This window comes from Halomonas sp. G11 (assembly GCF_001663515.1).
Taxonomy (GTDB): domain Bacteria; phylum Pseudomonadota; class Gammaproteobacteria; order Pseudomonadales; family Halomonadaceae; genus Vreelandella.
Map to the genome: position 1 here is coordinate 392938 of NZ_LYXG01000041.1, position 21137 is coordinate 414074.

Genomic DNA, 21137 nt, shown 5'->3' on the forward strand with positions numbered 1-21137 from the left:
GAGTATCCATGGAAGATCGCCGTACCGCCTGGTTGTTGGGGCTGGCAGGCTTGTTGCCTTTCCTGCTGACCCTCGGATTGGCAGGCTGGGGGCCTGGGGGCTGGCAAGAAACCGCAGTGCGAGCGTTCTTGTGTTACAGCGCGGTGATCTTGTCATTTCTGGGGGGCACCCATTGGGGAGCGGCGCTGCAGAATCCGCAACCGGGCCATAGCTCTCGGCTGCTAATCGCCATGGCGCCTAGCTTGATTGCCTGGCCTGCGTTACTGTTCAGTCCACTTTGGGGGCTGGTCGTGCTGGGTGTCGGCTTTATGTTTGTTTGGGGGTATGATCTCAGCCGCAATGGGCGCTTTGGTTGGCCAAGCTGGTACTGGCAGCTGCGCACGCTATTAACCGTGATCGTCGTACTTGCCCACGTCGTCTTGTTGACTCGCCTGTGGTGATCAGGCTCTAGTAACCTAAAGCGTTCTGCGCCATCATCGGAGGCTGCCAAGGACTGCCTTAAGGAAGCCATGATGTTGTATAAAATGACGTTGTATAAAAAGCTGACAATTGCCTCGGTCAGCGCCACGTTCGGGATGACGGCCGTATTGCTTTTGAGCCCTCCGGCACTTGCGAACCAGCAGCTGATGACCGAGGTGGATGCCCAGGTTGCGGAAGACATACAGCACGAGAGCTTTAGCCAATGGCGCGACGCCTTCCGTCGCTACGCCAAGGATCAGGGCATCAGCGAAGCGACGCTACGTGAGGCTTTCGATCAGGTCCGCTACCGCGAACGGATCATAGAGCTGGATCGCTACCAACCCGAATTCGTGCGCCCCATCTGGGAATACCTTGATACGGCGGTTTCCAGCACCCGCATCAACAACGGGCAGGATCGGCTTGCAGAACATCGGCGTACGGCAGAGCAAATGGAACAACGCTACGGTGTTCCCGCCGAAATTATTGTCGCCATCTGGGGTATCGAAAGTAATTACGGTAGCAACTTCGGTGATTTCTCCACCCTCGAAGCATTGGCGACGCTGGCCTTTGATGGCCGTCGCCAGCAATTCGCCCGCGAGGAGTTACTCGCTGCCTTACGGATAATCCAGCAAGGCGATATCGCCGCTGAGCAAATGCGTGGCTCCTGGGCGGGTGCCATGGGGCATACCCAGTTCATCCCCACCAGTTTTGAAGCCTATGCCGTCGACGGTGATGGCGATAACCGCCGTGACATCTGGAAGAGCATTCCGGATGTCATGGCGTCAACGGCCAACTACCTGGCCCGCGCGGGCTGGCAGCCTGGCCAGCCCTGGGGCGTTGAGGTCAATCTGCCGGCTGACTACGACTACGCCCAGACTGGCCGTCGTGACAGTCAGGCCTGGGCAGAGCAGGGTGTGGAAGCCGTGAGCGGCGAACTCCCGCGTTTTGATAGTGCCGACATCATCGTGCCTGCCGGGGCCGATGGGCCCGCGTTTTTAGTCGGGCCCAATTTCCGTGCCATTTTGCGCTATAACAACGCAACCAGCTACGCGCTGGCGGTGGCAACGCTGAGCGACGCCATTGCCGGGCGGGATGGCATCCAGCAAAGCTGGCCGCGTGAAGAGGCACCTTTGACGCGGGATGATGTCCAAGCGCTTCAGCGCTACCTCAACCAGGCTGGCTACGACGTTGGCGGCGCCGATGGCATTATGGGACCCAACACCCGCCAGGGCCTGCGTGCCTTTCAGCGGGCTGAGGGATTGACCCCTGATGGCTTTGCGACGCAATCATTGCTCGAGCGGCTGCGTCAGCGGGTTGAGTAGCTCTTCTTCCAAAGGATATCAGGACAGGAAATGATGATGCCCAAGGTAGTAACGACATTGTTGAGTGGTTTCGCCATGGTCACGGCACTGGCAAGCAGTCAGGCAATGGCCAATGACGACAAGGTATTTGGCTGGGTGGAAAAGGCAACGCTGCAACCCTGGGGAACTGAAGTCAAAGCCAAACTCGACAGCGGTGCATTGACCTCGTCGCTGGACGCTCGAGACATCGAGATGTTTGAAAAGGACGATGAAGACTGGGTGCGTTTTCGTCTCAAGCTTGAAGACCAGGAAAGTGGTGAGGTATTTAGCGACGAGTTAGAGCGCCCACTCTATCGCGAGTTAAGAGTTCGCGGTGCTGGTGGCGTAGACGAGCGCCCTGTGGTACTGCTCAACGTGTGCATGGGCGACACCGTCTACGAAGAGCAGTTCAGCCTGCGTAACCGGGAAGACATGAATTACCCGCTATTGCTGGGGCGGCGCACCATCAGCCACCTCGGTTTGCTCGATGTGCGTGAAACCTTCATGCAAGAGCCCGACTGCGGCGATGATGCTGAGGTAGTGGCCCATGATCCCGACGAAGATGACGCCAGCGATAAGACCTGAACCTTAGAAAAGCCGTGACAATAAAGCGGTCACGGCGGTCTCCACGCGCAGAATACGCGGGCCAAGGTGCATGCCTTCGCAGCCCGCGTTCAACAATTGATCCACTTCCCAGTCGATAAAGCCGCCTTCAGGGCCTATCAACAAGACCGTTTCCTCGCTGATGCCCCTCGGGCAAGGGTGGGCCATGCCCGGGTGGGCGACAAGACCACGGCCCTGTGTCAGTAGCGCTGGCAAATGCTCGTCTAGAAACGCCCGAAAGCCCTTCACCAGGGCCACACTGGGCATCACGGTATCGCGTGCCTGCTCAAGGCCCAGCACCAGATGCTGGTGTATCTTCTCGGGACGTAGTTCGGGGGATTGCCAATAGCTTTTTTCGACCCGTTTGGTATGCAGCAGCGTCATGCGCTTAACGCCAAGCGCGGTCACGTGTTCAAGGGTGCGTGCCAGCATACGCGGGCGGGGTAATGCCAGTACCAGGTGCACGGGCAGGGCGGGCGGTGGTGGTTCGCCAAGGTGTTCCCAGCGCAATGTTGCCTGATCGGGCCCAATGGCAGTCAATTCGGCTTTGCCGATCAGCCCGTTGGCGCAGCCAACGGTGAGGGTATCCCCTGGCTGGGCGCGGTGTACCTCGCGCAGGTGTGTCAGACGGCGTTGGTCGCGCAGCAGTGCCTGGCCGTTCTGGGCCAGATCGTGAGGTTCGAGTAAAATCAGGTTCATGGCAGTGTTCGATTATTGAGTGCTTGGAAAGGTAGAGAAAAGCCCGTATGTCACGTCCCGGCCGACGCGACGCCTATTGAATATCGCTACATGGCTTGCATGGCCGCCAAGTGCAGGCACAATAACAGCAACGGGAAGCAAAGCCCTATCGCGTTTAAGGAGAATCGCCGTGCGCGTCATTCGTAAATATGCCAATCGCAGATTGTATGATACCCAACAAAGCCGTTACGTGACGCTGGAGGATCTGCGCCGTCTGATTCTCGAGGAAGAGCCGTTTCGGGTCGAGGACGCCAAAAGCGGTGAAGATCTTACGCGGACGATCCTGCTGTCGATTATCATCGAACAGGAAAGTGCCGACAGTGATGCCGAAGTGTTCTCCAACGACCTCCTGGCTCAGTTGATCCGGGTCTATGACATGTCCTCGCCGCTACCGCTGGCGCGTTACCTGGAGCAGGGCACCCAGATCATGATGGAGCAGCAAAAGCGCATGCAGAGCCAGTGGCAGCAGGCCATTCGCCACACGCCCATGGAGTTTATGCGCGAGCTGGCCGAGGAAAACATGCGCTTCTGGCAGAAGACCATGAACCAGGCGCCGCCCACCGGCAAAAACGACAGCGACGATCCGGGCCAGAGCGACGAAACTCATGACGATAAAGCTCATGATGAAAAAGCTCATGATAAAAAGAGCGACGACAAGTCAACCTAAGCGCCAGCGACGCGCGGGCAAGCTGTGGCATAATACCGCCATTAATCTGCTCTTCCGCAAAGAAGGATATCCATGAAGGTTTTGATGATAGGCGGCGGTGGTCGCGAACACGCGTTGGCATGGAAACTGGCTCAGTCGCCGCGCGTATCGCAGGTGTTTGTAGCACCGGGCAATGCAGGCACCGCCGGTGAGGAAAAGCTGACCAACGTCGCCATCGAAGCAAGCGATATTTCCGCACTGGTGGCGTTTGCACGCCAGGAAAACGTGGCGTTGACGGTGGTGGGGCCGGAAGCGCCGCTTGTTGAAGGCGTGGTGGATCAATTTCAGGCCGCGGGGCTGGCCATCTTTGGCCCGACCCAGGCAGCCGCCCAGTTGGAAGGTTCGAAATCGTTTACCAAAGACTTCCTGGCGCGTCATGCGATTCCCACGGCCGACTATCAAACCTTTACAGCCGTTGAGCCAGCGCTTGACTACCTGGCCGAAGTAGGCGCGCCCATCGTCATCAAGGCCGATGGCCTGGCGGCCGGTAAAGGCGTTATTGTGGCGATGAGCCAGCCTGAGGCCGAAGCCGCGATCCGTGACATGCTGGAAGCCAATGCCTTTGGCGATGCAGGCGCACGGGTGGTGATCGAAGAATATCTGGACGGTGAAGAGGCCAGCTTTATCGTCATGGTCGATGGGGAAAATGTGGTGCCCATGGCGACCAGCCAGGACCACAAACGCGCCTACGACGGTGACAGCGGACCCAATACCGGCGGCATGGGTGCCTACTCACCGGCGCCCGTGGTCACCCCGGATGTCGATGAACGCATCATGCAGCAGGTGATTCTGCCCACGGTCAAGGGAATGGCCGCCGAAGGCCATGCCTACAGCGGTTTTCTCTATGCCGGCCTGATGATCGACGGCCAGGGTAATCCCAAGGTGATCGAATACAACTGTCGCTTTGGCGATCCGGAAACCCAGCCCATCATGCTGCGCTTGACCTCGGATTTTGCCGCGCTGTGCCTTGCCGGTGCACAAGGCAAGCTGGCCGGTCAGCGCTGCGAGTGGGACACTCGCGCCGCGGTAGGTGTCGTACTGGCTGCGGGTGGTTACCCAGGCAGCTACCGCAAGGGCGACGTGATTCACGGCATTGCCAATGCCGAACGTCATGGCTGCAAGGTGTTTCATGCGGGTACCCAACACAATGACCAGGGCGATGTCCTGACGGCAGGGGGCCGCGTACTGTGCGTTACCGCCCTTGGGGATAGCGTCTCCCAGGCGCAACAGAAGGCGTATCAGGGCGTCGATGAAATTCATTGGGAGGGCGTTATCTGTCGCCGTGATATCGCGCACCGTGCGATTGCCCGGGAAGATTGACGCTTCCCCCGAAGGTTGACGTTTTGATAGCCACATGGGCATCCTGCCTCGCTTTCCGATCACAACGCTTTCCGATCACAACAAGGATAACTGGATGGAACGGGTTCAGCTCGATTTTCCCGACGCAGCGATCATTCATCGCCATTCGCTAAGCGTCCGCGTCACGGATATGAACTACGGTCGTCATCTCGGCCACGACGCGCTGGTCTCGCTGCTCCATGAGGCGCGCATCCAGGCGTTTGCCGCCCTTGATCTGCCTGAATGGGACATGCAGGGCTATCCCAGCGTGGTGGCTGATCTGGCGGTGCAATACCAAAGCGAAGCACGCTGGCCGGATGCCCTGATGGTCGAAACCGCCGTACCGCCTCCCGAAGGCAAGGCGTTGACGGTCTACCAGCGCATCGCTCACGCCGAGAGTGGCAAGGCAGTGGCGACCGCACGTATCAATCAACTGCTGATTGATATGGCGTCGGGCCGCCCGGTGGCAGTACCAGAGGCGGTCGTGCAGGCATTAGCGCAAGCAAGAGGCACCTGACCGATGTCCCGTGAATATCCGATCATTGCCATCACCGGCTCGTCCGGTGCCGGTACCACCACCGTGCGGCGCAGCTTCGAGCGTATGTTCCTGCGTGAAGACGTGCATGCAGCCATGGTCGACGGCGACGCCTTCCATCGCTATACCCGCGACGAGTTGCATCGCATGTTCCGCGAAGAACCCGAGCGCAAAAACGAACTGTCGCATTTTGCCGTCGAAGCCAACCTGCTGGATCGCCTCGAAGGCTTGTTCATCGAATACGGCGAGCATGGCACGGGCACCTTCAGGCACTACATTCATGCCGAAGATAAACAAAAGATCGAGGCGGGGCACAAGGTCGGTACCTTCACGGAGTGGCAGTCGCTCCCCTGCGGTACCGATTTGCTGTTTTACGAAGGCCTGCACGGTGGCCTGGTAACGGAAGAATACGACATTGCCCGTCATGTCGATCTATTGGTGGGGGTGGCGCCCACCATGAACCTGGAATGGATCCAGAAAATCGATCGTGACACCAAGATGCGCGGCTACTCCCAGGAAGCGGTCATCGACACCATTCTCGGCCGCATGGATGACTATGTGCGCTATATCCAACCCCAGTTTTCGCGCACCCATATCAATTTCCAGCGCGTGCCCACGGTGGATACCTCCAACCCCTTTGAGGTGCAGGACATCCCCACGGATGCGGAATCGTTCGTGGTTATCCGCTTCCGTGACCCTTCCACGGTGGACTTTCCCTGGCTATTGGCGATGATCAAGGATTCGTTCATGACCCGGCCCCACACCCTGGTGGTGCCTGGCGCCAGAATGTCGCTGGCCATGGAGCTTATCCTGGCACCGTTAGTGCGCCACTTGTTGTCACAGCGGCGTTTTCGTTAGGCTCACAGGTAATCGTTTAACTGTGTTGCCAGGTCACGCTCACTGAGGAGCTTTTATGGACTGTCTGTTTTGCAAGATCATCAACCGCGAAATCCCTGCGGATATTGTCTATGAAGACGAGCACGTGCTGGCGTTCAACGACATCAATCCCCAGGCACCCACGCACCAGTTGATTATCCCCAAGAAGCACATTGCCACGCTCAATGATATTCATGCCGATGACCTGGCGACCGTTGGTCGGCTGCAATATACCGCGGCAACACTCGCCCAGGAGCAGGGCTTTGCCGACGACGGCTACCGCGTCGTCATGAACTGCAACGAAATGGGCGGTCAAACGGTCTATCATATCCACATGCACCTGCTCGGCGGGCGTCAGTTTACCTGGCCCGCCGGGTAAGTCGCTGTACTTTTACGACCCACGGCCAAGGAGCGAGCCATGAGGCGTCGATGCCCCCGTTCTGACCAATGGATCTATCAGTTTGACCGTGCGCTGCGCACGCTGGCGCCACCCACGGCGCGCTCTAAAGCGCCTGTGCCGGTAGCGCCAGCCGATGAAACCCTGACCGCCTTCGAGGCCCACCACGTGGCGGGCATGATGCGCGTCAACCACAGCGGTGAAGTGTGCCTGCAAGGGCTTTACCAGGGACAGCGGCTATTTGCCCAACGGCCGGATGCCAGCGCACAAATGCAACAATCCGCGACCAATGATCTTGGCCATCTGGCCCTGTTTAGCCAGCGGCTGCGGCAACTGGATAGCCGTGCAAGCCTGCTTGCCCCGTGTTTCTATATAGCCTCGCTCAGTATTGGCGCAACCACGGGTGTACTGAGTGAGCGCCTTGGCCTGGGGCTGCTGGCCGCCAGCGAAACGCAAGCCGCCAAGCGGTTCAGTGATCAGCAGTCACGCCTGCCGGAGGCTGATCAGGCGTCACGTACCCTGCTTCGCAAAGTGGCCGTGGAGAAAAATCACCATGCCCAACTGGCGCTGGAAGCGGGCGGTGTCAGCCTGCCTGCGCCGGTACAGTGGCTGATGCGCGGCGCCTTCAAGGCGGTCAGTAAAACGACGTATCACGGCTAACCGCTGGCGGATACCCACAAAAAAGCCCCGCATGGCGGGGCTCAATTTACTAAAAAAGACTCAACTTATCTTGCGCAAAGTCCGAATCAACCCGTAGCGGGGGTTATTCGCCATGGATGGCGAATGTAGCGCCCATGGAGGGGTTTACAGCGCCCCCGCCAAGGATTGTTCGGACCAGGCTACTAAGCATCGATGCGCTTGTACTTCATACGCTTGGGCGTGTCGTTGCCCACACGCTTCTTGTGATCTTCTTCGTAGTCGGTGTAGTTGCCGTCAAAGAAGACCACTTCCGAATCGCCCTCAAATGCCAGAATATGCGTCGCAATCCGGTCAAGGAACCAGCGGTCGTGGGAGATCACCATGGCGCAGCCCGGGAAGGCCAGCAGGGCCTCTTCCAGCGCACGCAGCGTCTCGATATCCAGATCGTTGGACGGTTCGTCAAGCAGCAGCACGTTGGCACCCTGCTTGAGCGTTTGCGCCAGCTGTAAACGACCCCGCTCACCACCGGACAGCTCATCCAGGCGTTTCTGCTGGTCGTTGCCTTTAAAGTTGAAGCGACCCACGTACGCCCGCGAAGCAACTTCGTAACCATTGATGTTAAGGATATCCTGACCACCGGAAACGGCCTGCCAGACGGTCTGCTTGTCGTCCAGGGCATCGCGCAGCTGCTCGACATAAGCGATATCCACGGTCTCACCAATCACGACCTCGCCAGCATCGGGCTGTTCCTGGCCGGTAATCAGCTTGAACATGGTCGATTTACCGGCGCCGTTACCGCCTACAATGCCGACGATGGCACCGGGGGGAACCGAGAACGAAAGGTCCTGATAAAGCAGCTTGTCGTCGAAGCGTTTCGCCACATCATGAAACTCGATGACTTTATCCCCCAGGCGCGGGCCGGGTGGAATATAGATCTCATTGGTTTCATTACGCTTCTGGAAATCACCGGACTGCATTTCCTCGAAGCGGTTAAGGCGTGCCTTGCTTTTCGCCTGGCGGCCCTTCGAATTGGAGCGTACCCACTCAAGCTCCTGCTTGATGGCTTTCTGGCGAGAAGCTTCCTGCTTGGCTTCCTGACCCAGGCGCTGCTCTTTCTGCTCGAGCCACTGTGAGTAATTGCCCTCGAAGGGAATACCCTGGCCGCGGTCCAGTTCCAGAATCCAGCCCGCCACGTTGTCGAGGAAATAGCGGTCGTGGGTAATGGCGACCACGGTGCCGCTGTAGTCGTGCAGAAAGCGCTCGAGCCAGGCAACCGACTCGGCATCCAGGTGGTTGGTCGGCTCGTCGAGCAGCAGCATGTCGGGGCTTGAGAGCAGCAGGCGACACAGCGCTACACGGCGGCGCTCACCGCCGGAAAGGTTGCCGACCTGGGCGTCCCAGGGAGGCAGGCGAAGCGCTTCAGCGGCGACGTCCAGCTTGCGCTCGATGTTATGAGCGTCGGCGGCTTCGATAATATTTTCCAGGCGTGCCTGCTCGCTCGCCAGGGCATCAAAGTCGGCGTCCGGCTCGGCGTAGGCAGCGTAAACACCATCGAGCTTTTCCTGGGCTTCCTTGATAGCACCCAGGGCTTCTTCGACGGTCTCACGGACATTCTTGCTGTCGTCGAGCTCCGGCTCCTGAGGCAGGTAGCCAACGTTAATTCCCGGCATCGCACGGGCTTCACCTTCAAACTCCGTATCAACACCGGCCATGATGCGCAGCAGTGTGGATTTGCCCGCGCCATTCAAGCCCAGTACGCCAATCTTGGCCCCCGGGAAAAACGACAGCGAGATATCTTTAAGAATTTGCTTTTTGGGCGGCACGATCTTGCCGACCCGGTTCATGGTGAAAACGTATTGCGCCATGGAAATCCGTCTAGTTGATGAAAAAAATGCCAGCGTCACCGCTGAGCGATAGGCAGATGATAGAGCCCCACGTGACGAAAGGCCAGCCAGGGAGGGCTGACCGTCTAGGTGCGGTCAGGTTGGTACCCGATGCCGCAGCGGGGAAGACATCAGGAATGTTCCTGATGAGTCTGCATCATTACTCTTCTTCGTCCCAGCCGTCATCGATGGCGCGTTTGAGGCGGCGTTCTTCAAGCCAAGCCTCAACCTGGCGTCTGGCGCGCAGGGTATCGGCTTTGTTGCTCGGCCGAGAGCGGCTGTAGTGTTCGTCATTGACGGCGTCGGAGGAATCGAACTCATCCACTTCACCGTCTTCAGGAGAGAAAGTTTCACGACTCAAGGGATTACGGCTCATGACTGGCCCTCCAACCCAAGCCGGCGTGCCGGCGTCATTATGGCTTTCTGGTTGGCAGAGCAACAGAAAGCGCCAAGCGCTTCATCAAGCGCCTTGCCGCTATATAACGCCGGTCAGGTTGAAGATCAAGCCTTGTCGTTTTATTTTTCTGTTTTTGTGTCTGCCTGCTTGGCCTGGAGTTCGGCGAGTGCCTGTTGTGCTTCCACGCGTTCGGTAACATCTTTCTGTACGCCGATGTAGTACATCAGGTTATCGGCTTCGTCGAAAACCGGCGTGATCGACAGCTCATTCCAGAACATGGTGCCGTCTTTACGATAGTTGCGCAGCACCTCCCGCGAAGGCTTGCCTGCACTCAGCGCCTCACGAATCGCGTTGAGAGGATCTTGATCGCGATCCTCGTTCTGCAAAAAGCGGCAGTCCCGATATAAAATTTCATCGGCGCTGTAACCGGTCAGGCGTTCAAAGCCTTTGTTGACGTAAATCAGGATGTTTTCGTCGCCTTCCTGTTCAGCAACTACAATGCCGTCTTCGGAAGCGTCAACCATGCGTTCGAGCAACGCGGGGCTGATCATGGGAGATCGTTTCATCAAGGGGTCCTGTTGCAGCTCCAAACCTATCGTGGCGTATTGTCACGTAATTTTTATGATAGCAAAAGGCCGCATAACGGCTGCCACCGACTTACCATCATGGCGAGCGTTGCCCGGCTTTGCAATCCTGAACGTCACTCAACCTGCGGTAATCGCAGGGCACTGAACATCGCCGCCAGGGCGGTGGCGGACAAAACGAGCAGCAAGGCGCTACTGCCCAGCCACTGGGCCAACAGGCCGACCATCCCGCCCACCAGCAGCATCAGTACGCCCGTCAAGGTGTTCGAGAGTGCCACATAGAGGGCGCGGTTATCCTGGCTTGCCATGTCGACCAGGTAGGTTTTGCGACCCAGACGCACCCCGTGATGAACAATCACCAGCGCGGCATAGATCAGCGCGTAGGGCCATATACGCTCGGAAACGACGGTCGGCAGCCATACAATGCCAGCACCCAGCAAACAGCATACGGCCGTGCCGATGGCGGCATCGCGCATGACACCTCGGCTGGACTGGTCAGCGCGCTTGCCCCACACGGGGCTTGCCACCATGGCGGCCAGGCCGGATACCACAACGAGTAGCCCCAGGCTGCTTAGCTCGCTGCCGCTTTGTTGTTGACCCAGCAGCGCCAGATAGGGAAGGGCCAGGGCACTGGAAAGCAGCAACGCCCGGCACAGATTGAAGTGTAAAAACGTGCGGTCCTGCTGGAGTAATGAAAGCCCCTGCTTGATGCTGTCCCAGGCATTTTCGCCACCTTCAACCGCGCCCGGCGTTTCCTCGATGCGGGCGGCACAGATCCCGTTAACGGCCCAGCCGAGTGCTGCAATGCCGAGCAGCGCCGCAAGTGTCAAATTGCCAGGGGAATCACCCAGAAACATCAACACACCCCCGGCGGCCAGGGTGGCTGCCCCGGCAACACTGCCGCTCCAGCCCATCAGGGTGCCACGGCGGTGTTTGGCAATGGTCTTGCCCATGACATCCTTGGTGGCGATGGACGAAAGCCCCCGGGCCAGCGACAGCATGACCAGCGCCAACAACACCAGGCTGCCTCCCAGGCTACCACTGCTCCACAGCGCCAACGCTGCCAGCACGAGTGCCGCTAGCGCCTGGAGGGTCGCACCGGCCACCCACACCCATTTGCGTTGCGGCTTGAGGCGTATGAAGCCCGCCACAAAAATCTGCGGCAACAGTGCCCCGGACTCGCGAATAGGCACCAGAAGCCCGACCATCCATACCGGTGCGCCGATAATGCCCATCAGCCAGGGTAGAACCAGACGTGCGCTGGATAGCTCATCCGCCAGCTTATTGCCCAATGCTGCCCATAAATGCAGCATAAAGTTACGCGGTTGCTCATGGCAGGCGCTATCGGGAATGTCATCGCACATCCGGCTGTCCTCGTCGCCGGTCAGCCACTCGTAGATGCGCGATTCAGAAAGGTCATGTCTAGCCATCAGGGCTCCTTGGCAGTCGTCGTCCCGGGCGGCTCGTTTTGACGAGCCGTGTTATTCAGTACACTCTTGCTGGGCAATACCCCTGTCTAGTACAGGTATTCACTATACGCGGTGGTTAACGCCTGCAGATTAGTCAATGCCCGCAGATTGTTACGCAGATTATTAACAGTACTCATGGATAATGGCGAGTCTCGCCAAGGAGCTCAAGGATGTCGCGCATTCAAATCCGCTATTGCACGCAATGCCAGTGGCTGCTACGCAGCGGCTGGTATGCACAGGAGTTGCTCTCCACTTTCGGCGAAGCGCTGGACGAAGTGGCACTTTGCCCAAGCCACGGCGGCACCTTCGAAATCTGGTGCGACGATGCCTTGCTATGGGAGCGCAAGCGCGATGACGGTTTTCCGGATATAAAAACCCTCAAACAGCGGGTGCGAGACCACGTTGAACCCGCCCGCAACCTCGGTCATACCGACCGATGAATCAGGACCGCCAAGCAATTCTATATGGCTTGGGGGCGGTTGCCCTCTGGTCCACCGTCGCCACCGCTTTCAAGGTAGCCTTGACCTGGATGTCGCCCCTGGAACTGATGTGGCTGGCGGCGCTGGTCTCCTGGCTGCTGATGGGCATTCTGGTGGTGTACCAGGGTAACGCCAGAATAGCGCTAAACAGCGGCTGGAAAACCGCTGCCTGGGCCGGGCTGATGAACCCGGTTGCCTATTATCTGGTGCTGTTTGCCGCCTATGATCGGCTGCCCGGCCAGGAAGCCATGGCGCTGAATTACACCTGGGCACTGGCCATGGCGTTTCTGGCGGTACCGCTTTTGGGGCACCGCCTGACCGTCAAGGATATCACCGCTGGGCTGGTCGCCTACGCAGGCGTCTGGGTGATCGCCACCCGTGGCAATGTGTTCGATGTCCACTTTGCCGACCCGCTTGGCGTGGCCTTTGCGCTAGCGTCCACGCTCCTGTGGGCGCTTTACTGGCTGCTCAATGCCCGCGACAAACGCCAGCCCTTGGTGGGGCAGTGGCAAAATTTCACCGTTGGGTTGCCGGTATTGACGCTGTTGCTGTTATGGGGGCCAGGGTTTCAGTGGCATGGCGGCTCGGCGCTTGCGGCCGGTATTTATGTGGGGCTGTTCGAGATGGGGATCGCCTTCATTTTATGGCAGCTGGCGGTTCACAAGGTATCGCGCACCGCCAAGGTCTCAAACCTGATCTTTCTGTCCCCTCCTGTCTCGCTTTTGTTACTGTTTGTAGTCGTTGGTGAGTCGATTTATCCTTCAACCTTGGTAGGTTTGGTGCTTATTCTGGCTGGGCTAGGCTGGCAGCAAACGCGTCAACCATAGGGTTAAGCCTTTGTTATCAGCTTTGTAAACAAGTCATGTGGCTTACGGTTTACGTATCAATGCCTGCTTATTAAGAAATTTATGGCATTTTTACTTTGTACATAATGCAATTTTGTTTTACGATTACTTACATTAATATTTCTGACGTAACTCATGCGTTATAAGCTATAAAGAGGAAATACGTCATCAGGGTGCTTAAGCTCTTTTGATGAGCCACATTGACACGCAAGGCGCTAGAGCCGAGCACCACCAGGGTATGGAAACCGGGAAAGGATGCGCCACCTGAACATAGCAAGTGTTGGGTGAGTCCCGCGATAAAAAAATAACGTATCGATTGCTATCGGTGATTGCGGTGGCTTTGCTGCAGTCGCTGTCTCATATTTCATGAGGGGACCACAGATGAAAAAAATCAGCTGCACCAACGGGCTTTACCAACGGTTTGGCTTGTCACGTATCATTCAGGCGGCCGCTTTGGGCACCAGCCTGACACTTCTTCCGCTCAGCCAGGCGATGGCTCAGTCACTTCCATCCGATATGGCGATCCCGGGTTCATCCAACTTGCAAGAGACTGTCCAGCAGGCGATCACCCAGAATCCCGAAGTGAACGCGGCGTTCCGCGCCTTCAATGCGGCGGGTTACGACAGGGATGAAGCCTGGGGCGGTTATCTGCCAAGCGTGGACGCCACCGCTGGCGTGGGCCGCGAGTCCGTCGAAGGTGATGGCCGCGGTAGCTATGACACTGATTACGTGCAGCTCGAGTTGACCCAAATGGTCTACGACGGTTTTGCGACGGCCGGACGGGTAGAGCAGTTGGACCGGGCGGAGCTGGTACGTTACTACGAATTGCTGGGCGCCAGTGAAAACGTTGCCCTGGAAGCGACCAGGGCCTATGCGGATGTGCTGCGCTATCGTGAGCTGGTTCGCCTGGCCCAGGATAATTACCGCCAGCACATGCGGGTCTACGATCAGATCGAAGAGCGTGCGCTATCCGGCGCCGGCCGCGGTGTTGATCTTGAGCAGATTACCGGTCGCGTCGCCCTGGCCGAATCCAACCTGCTGACGGAAGCCTCAAACCTGCACGATGTCTCGGCGCGCTACAACCGCATCGTCGGCGACCTGCCGGTAGAAAATCTGGCGTCCACGCCGGAACTCTCGGATGAGCTGCCAAGCTCAGTGCAAGAGGCGGTCAATCTTGCCTATGAAGGTAACCCCGACTTTCACGCCGCGATTGAAGACATTGCCGCATCGCGTGCGGAGCGGGACATTGCCGAAGCAGGTTTCCATCCGCGGTTGGATATCGTAGGGCGCACCGGCAGCAACAACGATGACTCGTCAGCATTCGGTCGTCGTGACCAGAGCAGCATCGAACTGGTTGCCAGCATGAACCTGTATCGGGGTGGCTCGGATCTGGCCTCATTCCGTGCCGCCAGCGAACGCATCGAAGAAGCCGTTGAAAATCGCGAGCTGGCTTGTCGCAACGTTCGCCAAACGACCCAGATCGCCTACGGGGACACCCAGCGGCTGCGCGAGCAGATGCAGTACCTGAATCAGCATCGCCAATCCATTGACCGGGTACGCGGCGCTTATCAGCAGCAGTTCGATATCGGCGAGCGCACACTGCTCGACGTATTGGACAGCGAAAACGAGTTCTTCGAAGCCAGCCGGGCTTACGTGAACGCTCAGTATGATGTTGCCATTGCCGACGCCGAGACGCTGGCCTCAATGGGGCAACTGATGCGCACCCTGGACGTCTCTCGCGCCGACATGCCGAGCCTGTCCGAACTGGATAGCGATGGCGTCGAGATTGATGCCGAGGCAATCTGCCCGACTCAAGCGCCTGCCAACTATACGCTGGAGGATCTGGTGGGTAGTACCGGCAATGGTAACTCTTCGGGTGTCAGTACAACGAGCTCGTTTGGTGGGGATCGCGCCATTGACACGCGTTCGGTCGCTGACGTTTCGGACAAGCCCTCGGAGCGTCCTTCAGCGTTCACGGATGAGATCGTTAACACCACTCCTGCGAATGCAAGCTCATTTCTTCAGGTAGCGGCCCTCAGCAGCCAATCATCGGCCGCTGAGTTGCAAAAAGAACTTGAAGGTCAGTTGAACATGCCAACCCGCGTCGTTAACGGTGGCGGTCTTTACCGTGTTCAGATAGGCACCACCCCTGATGCAGTACCAGGCTTTCGCCGCCAGTTGAGCGATATGGGGTATGATGAAGCCTTTCCTGTCAGCAGTTAAGTAAGAGGATGGCGCTGTAGGTTGTTTCGCGTTCTTCCAGTTTTCGTTACAAACACAAGAACGCGAGACAGCATCGCTGGGCGCACTCATCTGAGCAGGTCGCATTTATGATTTGGGGTATGTGTGTCTAACGAAAAAGACGTAGCATCAGACGAACCATCTACTCGAACCGATACAGACGAGCTTCTTGAATGCTTGATCGCTGTGGCATCCATTCATCACCACGATGCCACACGAGAAGCGCTTATTGCCGGTCTACCCCTAGAGGAAGGCAGGCTGACGCCCGGCGTGTTGGGACGTGCAGCGGCGCGCGCTGATCTAACCGCTCGGCTGGTCAAATCACGCCTATCGCAACTGAACCCCGCGCTGTTTCCAGCAATTCTGCTGCTGGAATCCGGGCGTGCCTGTGTGCTGCTCAACCTGGACATTAAAAATGGCCAGGCGGAAGTCATTTTTCCCGAGCTGGGCGAGGCAAGCTCCATTGTCAGCCTGGTTGGCCTGCAAGACGCCTACAGTGGCCAGACGGCCTATGTCAGACCCAAGTTTCGCTTCGATGCCCGTGGCCCCGAGGTCAAGAAGCAGCGCTCACGGCACTGGTTCTGGGGGGTTATCCGCGAAAATCGCAAGCTTTACCGCGATGTATTGATCGGCTCGGCGGTGATCAACCTGTTTGCCGTGGCCATGCCCCTGTTCGTGATGAACGTATACGACCGGGTGGTCCCCAACGCGGCTACCGAGACGCTCTGGGTGCTGGCCGTCGGCATCTTTATCGTGCTGTGTTTCGACCTGGCGCTGCGCCTGATGCGCAACGCCTTTGTGGACTTGGCCGCCAGCCGAGCCGATGTGAAACTGACCTCCAGCATCATGTCACGCGTGCTCGGCATGCGGATGGAAGCCAAGCCCGCCTCGACAGGCTCGTTTACGGCCACGTTGCAATCCTTTGAATCCGTGCGGGCGTTCATTGGCTCTGCCACCATCGTGGCGCTCGTGGATCTGCCTTTTGTCATTCTGTTTGCCTCGATTATCGCACTGATTGGCGTGCCGCTGGTGATTCCCATCGTGGTCGGCGCCGTGTTCGTCTTCCTTTATGCACTGGCCGCGCAGAGCAAGCTGCACGAGCTCTCCGAAACCACCTGGCGCATCGGTGCCCAGCGCAATGCCACCCTGGTGGAATCCGTCGGCAACCTTGAAACCGTCAAGGCGCTGCGCAGTGAAAGCCGGTTACAGGGCATGTGGGAGCGGGCGTCGGCCTTTCTTTCCCGCACGGCGGCGCAGTTGCGCCTGGTCAGCTCCTCAGTCACCAGTGTGGCGCTATGGACGCAGCATACGGTGGCGGTGGCCATCATCATTATCGGTGTCTACATGATCATCGAAGGTGACCTGACCCAGGGCGGGCTGATCGCCGCGTACCTGCTGTCTTCACGAGCGATGGCGCCGATCAGCCAGGCGGCGGGGTTGATGGCGCAATACCACCAGTCATCCACGGCGCTCGAGTCACTCAACGAGGTGATGGACAAGCCCACCGAACGCGTTGAGGGCAAAGCCTACATCAACCGCCCCGTGGTCCACGGCGATATCAAATTCGACGGCGTCAGCCTGAGCTACCCGGAGGCAGAGCGCAGTGCGCTCAACGATGTGAGCTTCCGACTCAAGCCGGGTGAAAAGGTCGCCCTGATCGGCCGTATCGGTTCGGGTAAATCCACCCTCAGCAAGCTGTTGCTGGCGCTTTATCAGCCCACGGGCGGTGCCATTTTCCTGGATGATGTCGACATACGTCAGTTCGACCCCATGCAACTGCGGCGGCATATCGGCTACGTGCCCCAGGATATCGCGCTGTTTTTCGGCACCCTGCGCGAGAACATCGTCGCCGGGGCAGGCAGCGAGGGCGTGGATGACGAAGCGCTGCTCGAGGCTGTCCGATTGAGCGGCCTTGAATCCCTGGTCAAGTCGCACCCTCACGGCCTTGATCTGCCGGTCGGTGAAGGGGGCAACATGCTCTCCGGCGGTCAGCGTCAATCGGTCGCCATTGCGCGTGCGCTGGTGAACAGCCCGAGCGTGCTGCTGCTCGACGAACCCACCAGCGCGATGGACCACGCCAGCGAAGAGGTGCTGAAGAAAAACCTGACGCGTTTCAGTCAAGAAAAAACCATGGTGATCGTTACCCACCGCACCTCCCTGCTCTCGCTTGTTGACCGCATTATCGTGATGGACGCGGGCAAAGTGGTTGCCGATGGCCCGCGCGAGCAAGTCGTCGAAGCCTTGCGTAAAGGCCAGGTCGGGAGGGCGAACTAATGGCGAAAAAGCGTAAATCCGCCGAACAGCAGGGCTTTGAAGCGCTGGGGCGGTTTAGCGAAAAGGGCGGCAAACCCTTTCGCCCGTTCATGGACCGGCTGTTTTCCAAGCGCGTCACCTCGGCCCATATAAATCGGGACTGGGCCAGCGACGCCGACTGGGCGCGCATGCAGCAGGACCCCCTCCGTGCCCGCGGATTTCTCTACGGCATCGTGCTGGCTATCATCGCGCTGATTGTCTGGGCTTGCTTTGCGGAAATTGATGAAGTCACCCGCGGTCAGGGCCGCGTCATTCCCGCCCAGCAGCTGCAGCGCGTTCAATCATTCGACGGCGGCGTGGTCGAGGAAATCCTTGTACAGGAAGGCGAGATGGTCGAGGCGGGCGAGGTCATCATGCGCATCGACCCGACCCGCTTCGTCTCCGATTTTCGTGAAAACCGGGTGCAAGCCCAGGCACTGAAAGCCCGAGCCGAGCGGCTGCGTGCCCTGGTGACGGACACTGACTTCTCGCCCAGTGACGAGTTGCTGGCAGAGGCGCCCCTTTCCGTTTCCCAAGAGCGTGAAGCCTATCAAAGCAGCCTGTACGAATTACGCCAGCAGGAAGCCGTGATTCGCGACCGCATCCGCCAGCGTGAAGCCGAGTTGCTTGAGGCAAAACTGCGGCGTGATACCGCTAGCCGTGAGTTGCAGATGGCCAGTGAAGAACTCCAGCTCACAAGGCCTTTGTTGTCCTCCGGTGCCGTATCGGAAGTCGAGGTACTGCGTCTGGAGCGCGAGGTTTCCCGCAACCGCGGCGAGCGGGACCAGGCCAATGCGGCGATCGAGCGGCTCGAAGCCGCCGTTGAGGAAAGTGAATCACAGTTGCGCGAACTGGGCGCTGAACGACGTAGCCAGTGGCGCAACGACCTGTCCGATACGCTGAGTGAAATCGCGGCGTTGGATGAAGGCAGTTCGGGCTTGCAGAATCGCGTGCAGCTCGCCGATATTCGTTCGCCGGTGAAAGGGGTCGTGCAGACCCTGCACATCACGACCATCGGTGGCGTTGCTCAAGCCGGGCAGGAGGTCGTCGATATCATTCCCACCGACGACCGGCTGCTGGTCGAGGCGCGTATTGCACCCCAGGACATCGCCTTCCTGACTCCAGGGCAGGAGGCAACCGTCAAACTGACGGCCTACGACTATTCCCAGTATGGTGGTTTAAAGGCCGAGCTCGAAAACATCAGTGCCGACACCATTACCGATGACGACGACAACACCTTTTATCGCGTCAAGGTTCGTACCGAACAGGGTGAAATCAATAACGAAGACATGGACATCATTCCCGGCATGACCGCCCAGGTGGATATCATGACCGGCAAGCGTACGGTGATGGAGTTTCTCCTGAAGCCTGTCCTGCGCGCGTGGAATAATTCATTAGGGGAACGCTGATGAACCACCTTTTTGTCACGCAAGACCAGGCGTTGATGCCTCGCTGGCAAGCCGCCTTCGCCGAGGCTGAGTGCGTAACGGCCGAGGAGGCCGAGGCGTGGGCGAATGCTGGCACCCTGGTGTGGGTACTGAAAGAAGAGCATGGCAATGACGGGCCCTCTTTCGTGCGCCGCCTGTCCCAGCGTGCCACCGTTGTGGTGCTGTCAATGATGCCGGAAAATGGCGCGGCGATGGACGCGCTTCAGCAAGGCGCAAGAGGCTACGCCCACGCGCTGAGTCCCGCCGATACGCTAAAGCAAATCGCCACGGTGGTAATGAACCAGGGTATCTGGGTACCGGCCGATCTCATGGCCCAGGTCATGGGGAGTACCTGGCGGCTGCTCAATGGTGACGAACAGGTTCAATCATCGGTGCTGGAAGTGCTGACCCAGCGCGAGCGCGAAGTGGCGTTGGCCGTGGCCAAGGGAGCCAGCAATAAAGTGGTGGCCCGAGAACTCGACATAACGGAAAGAACCGTCAAAGCCCACTTGACCGCCATCTTCGCCAAGCTCGATATCCATGACCGATTACAGCTGATCATCAAGCTGACCGGAAAAGGCACATCAGCAAAGGTAAATGAGACCCCCAGTTACTCTTCTTCCGAGTAGTCAGCCACTCACGGCAATATCGTCCTTGTAATAGCGAGGTCCTTGCCTCGACGCTCAGCTGTCTGTTTTTCCTGCCGCCGAGGTGTGCTTAAAGCCACGCAAGCCTGTAGTAAACGCCTAAGCATATAGTTCCCCTTCCTGTACCACGGTCCAATACTAAGCTTCCCAAGCCTGGTCTAGTGTGACTATCAATACAAAACCTTATTTCTGTTGTTAGAGGATGACTCCTATGAGCATTGCAACCGTCGTTTCCATTACCGGTCAGGCCTGGGCACGCGATCCTGATGGCAACCTGCGCGAACTTGCCGTCGGCGACACTCTTCAGGAAGGCGAGACGCTGGTCACCTCTACCAACGGCAATGTTCAGCTTGATTTTGACGACGGCTTGCCGCCCACCACCATTGGTGGTGACGAAGAAGTCGCGATCACCAATGACGTGGATGCCGAGAACGCCCCCACCGAAGAAGAAACTGTCGCCCAGGACGGCGAAGTAGAAGCGCTTCTGTCTGCGCTGGAAGAAGAGGACGGCGACCTGCTCGAACTCCTTGAAGCGACTGCTGCAGGCGGTGGCGCTGCCGGTGGTGGCGGCGGTGGCGCCGACTTCGTCCAGCTCGCGCGTATCGAAGAGTCTGTTCAAGGGCTTCAGTATGATTACGCCGTTGGTGCTGATGAAGGCCCTGAGACGATCGAATTTGCAGCAGCGCCAGCCGACGCTGATGACGAGATTGAAGGTAACCCGACGGCGGGTTTGACAAGTATCACGCTTGATGAAAGTCAACTGGTGTCCGGAGAACAATCTCAATTCAACAGCGTAACGGCCACCGGCAGTATCGACTTCAGCTTTGGGGCGCTGGGCGCTGGTAGCATCGGCTTTGCCGGTATGGACGGGCAGACGTTAACCATTGGCCAGGAGAGCTTTAACCTGGACTGGGATGCCGCTAGCAACACCCTCACGGCCTCCAACGAACGGGTGCAAGCAGCCAATTCTGAAGAACCGTTCCTGTTCCAGGTCGAGATTGATCCTCAAACCGGTGATTTCACCCTCACCCTTGCCAACAATCTGCTGCATGAAGAAGGTACCGAAGAGGCCCTGGCCAGCCTCGTATATACCGTTACGGATGCAGGTGGTAATACCGCCTCGAACAGCCTCGGCATCACTATTGTGGACGATGGGCCAAGTGTTGAGTTGGAAGACGTCGAACTGAGCGAGGTCAGCCTCGAAACCCAAGACAGCCAGACAATCGACGGCGGCACCTCCAC

The 21137-nt window shown here is 58.3% G+C and carries 21 protein-coding genes; 16 read left to right on the forward strand and 5 right to left on the reverse strand.

Annotated features, from left to right (window positions below):
• The first annotated feature begins 8 nt into the window (after window positions 1-8).
• From ADS46_RS16270 to ADS46_RS16280, 3 genes are all read left to right on the forward strand, one after another.
• Window positions 9-440 (forward strand): DUF3429 domain-containing protein, encoded by a 432-nt coding sequence (locus ADS46_RS16270; RefSeq protein ID WP_156524532.1) that lies wholly within the window; start codon window positions 9-11, stop codon window positions 438-440.
• A gap of 69 nt (window positions 441-509) precedes the next feature.
• Window positions 510-1781 (forward strand): lytic murein transglycosylase, encoded by a 1272-nt coding sequence (locus tag ADS46_RS16275; protein ID WP_234346860.1) that lies wholly within the window; start codon window positions 510-512, stop codon window positions 1779-1781.
• 36 nt (window positions 1782-1817) lie between these two features.
• Window positions 1818-2384: an ATP-dependent zinc protease gene (locus ADS46_RS16280; protein WP_066321807.1), complete on the forward strand. Its 567-nt coding sequence runs from the start codon at window positions 1818-1820 to the stop codon at window positions 2382-2384.
• A gap of 3 nt (window positions 2385-2387) precedes the next feature.
• Here ADS46_RS16280 and ADS46_RS16285 read toward each other — a convergent pair whose 3' ends face one another.
• Window positions 2388-3101 carry a 16S rRNA (uracil(1498)-N(3))-methyltransferase gene (locus ADS46_RS16285; RefSeq protein WP_066321742.1) on the reverse strand — a complete coding sequence of 238 codons (714 nt, stop codon included), beginning with the start codon at window positions 3099-3101 and terminating at the stop codon, window positions 2388-2390.
• A gap of 169 nt (window positions 3102-3270) precedes the next feature.
• Here ADS46_RS16285 and phaR point away from each other — a divergent pair, with 169 nt between their 5' ends.
• The 6 genes from phaR to coq7 all read left to right on the forward strand — a co-directional run bounded on the left by phaR (window position 3271) and on the right by coq7 (window position 7652).
• Window positions 3271-3807 (forward strand): polyhydroxyalkanoate synthesis repressor PhaR, encoded by a 537-nt coding sequence (phaR, locus tag ADS46_RS16290; protein ID WP_066321743.1) that lies wholly within the window; start codon window positions 3271-3273, stop codon window positions 3805-3807.
• A gap of 72 nt (window positions 3808-3879) precedes the next feature.
• Window positions 3880-5166, forward strand: a complete 1287-nt coding sequence (gene purD, locus ADS46_RS16295; protein WP_066321744.1) for a phosphoribosylamine--glycine ligase — start codon at window positions 3880-3882, stop codon at window positions 5164-5166.
• 94 nt (window positions 5167-5260) lie between these two features.
• A complete protein-coding gene (locus ADS46_RS16300) occupies window positions 5261-5701 on the forward strand; it encodes an acyl-CoA thioesterase (protein WP_066321749.1) in 441 nt (146 codons plus the stop codon).
• A gap of 3 nt (window positions 5702-5704) precedes the next feature.
• Window positions 5705-6577: a phosphoribulokinase gene (locus ADS46_RS16305; RefSeq protein WP_066321750.1), complete on the forward strand. Its 873-nt coding sequence runs from the start codon at window positions 5705-5707 to the stop codon at window positions 6575-6577.
• A gap of 55 nt (window positions 6578-6632) precedes the next feature.
• Window positions 6633-6974, forward strand: a complete 342-nt coding sequence (locus tag ADS46_RS16310; RefSeq protein ID WP_066321751.1) for a histidine triad nucleotide-binding protein — start codon at window positions 6633-6635, stop codon at window positions 6972-6974.
• A 39-nt stretch (window positions 6975-7013) separates the two neighbouring features.
• Window positions 7014-7652 (forward strand): 2-polyprenyl-3-methyl-6-methoxy-1,4-benzoquinone monooxygenase, encoded by a 639-nt coding sequence (coq7, locus tag ADS46_RS16315; protein WP_066321752.1) that lies wholly within the window; start codon window positions 7014-7016, stop codon window positions 7650-7652.
• A 182-nt stretch (window positions 7653-7834) separates the two neighbouring features.
• Here the strand turns inward: coq7 and ettA are convergent, their stop codons facing one another.
• From ettA to ADS46_RS16335, 4 genes are all read right to left on the reverse strand, one after another.
• Window positions 7835-9496, reverse strand: coding sequence for an energy-dependent translational throttle protein EttA (gene ettA, locus ADS46_RS16320; RefSeq protein WP_066321754.1), 1662 nt, complete (start codon window positions 9494-9496; stop codon window positions 7835-7837).
• A 178-nt stretch (window positions 9497-9674) separates the two neighbouring features.
• Complete coding sequence (locus ADS46_RS16325) at window positions 9675-9890, reverse strand: PA3496 family putative envelope integrity protein (RefSeq protein ID WP_066321755.1); 216 nt, start codon at window positions 9888-9890, stop codon at window positions 9675-9677.
• 140 nt (window positions 9891-10030) lie between these two features.
• Window positions 10031-10477, reverse strand: a complete 447-nt coding sequence (locus tag ADS46_RS16330) for a PAS domain S-box protein (protein WP_066321757.1) — start codon at window positions 10475-10477, stop codon at window positions 10031-10033.
• Between the two features lie 134 nt (window positions 10478-10611).
• On the reverse strand, window positions 10612-11925 hold the full coding sequence (locus ADS46_RS16335) for an MFS transporter (RefSeq protein ID WP_066321759.1): 1314 nt from the start codon (window positions 11923-11925) through the stop codon (window positions 10612-10614).
• Window positions 11926-12134: 209 nt separating this feature from the next.
• Between ADS46_RS16335 and ADS46_RS16340 the strand changes: the two genes are divergently transcribed.
• From ADS46_RS16340 to ADS46_RS16370, 7 genes are all read left to right on the forward strand, one after another.
• Entirely contained in the window at window positions 12135-12404 is a 270-nt protein-coding gene (locus ADS46_RS16340; protein WP_066321760.1) for a SelT/SelW/SelH family protein, read from the forward strand.
• The gene (locus ADS46_RS16345; protein WP_066321761.1) at window positions 12401-13270 is read left to right on the forward strand and encodes a DMT family transporter; all 870 of its coding nucleotides are present in this window, start codon (window positions 12401-12403) and stop codon (window positions 13268-13270) included. Before ADS46_RS16340 ends, ADS46_RS16345 begins: the two co-directional genes overlap by 4 nt.
• A 399-nt stretch (window positions 13271-13669) precedes the next feature.
• Complete coding sequence (locus tag ADS46_RS16350) at window positions 13670-15511, forward strand: TolC family outer membrane protein (RefSeq protein ID WP_082926122.1); 1842 nt, start codon at window positions 13670-13672, stop codon at window positions 15509-15511.
• Window positions 15512-15634: 123 nt separating this feature from the next.
• On the forward strand, window positions 15635-17803 hold the full coding sequence (locus tag ADS46_RS16355) for a type I secretion system permease/ATPase (RefSeq protein ID WP_066321763.1): 2169 nt from the start codon (window positions 15635-15637) through the stop codon (window positions 17801-17803).
• Window positions 17803-19230, forward strand: coding sequence for an HlyD family type I secretion periplasmic adaptor subunit (locus tag ADS46_RS16360; RefSeq protein ID WP_066321764.1), 1428 nt, complete (start codon window positions 17803-17805; stop codon window positions 19228-19230). Before ADS46_RS16355 ends, ADS46_RS16360 begins: the two co-directional genes overlap by 1 nt.
• Complete coding sequence (locus ADS46_RS16365) at window positions 19230-19877, forward strand: response regulator transcription factor (RefSeq protein ID WP_066321766.1); 648 nt, start codon at window positions 19230-19232, stop codon at window positions 19875-19877. The genes ADS46_RS16360 and ADS46_RS16365 overlap by 1 nt, the downstream gene beginning before the upstream one ends.
• Before the next feature lie 229 nt (window positions 19878-20106).
• The coding region (locus ADS46_RS16370; protein ID WP_199825254.1) for a retention module-containing protein at window positions 20107-21137 on the forward strand (1031 nt) is incomplete at its 3' end.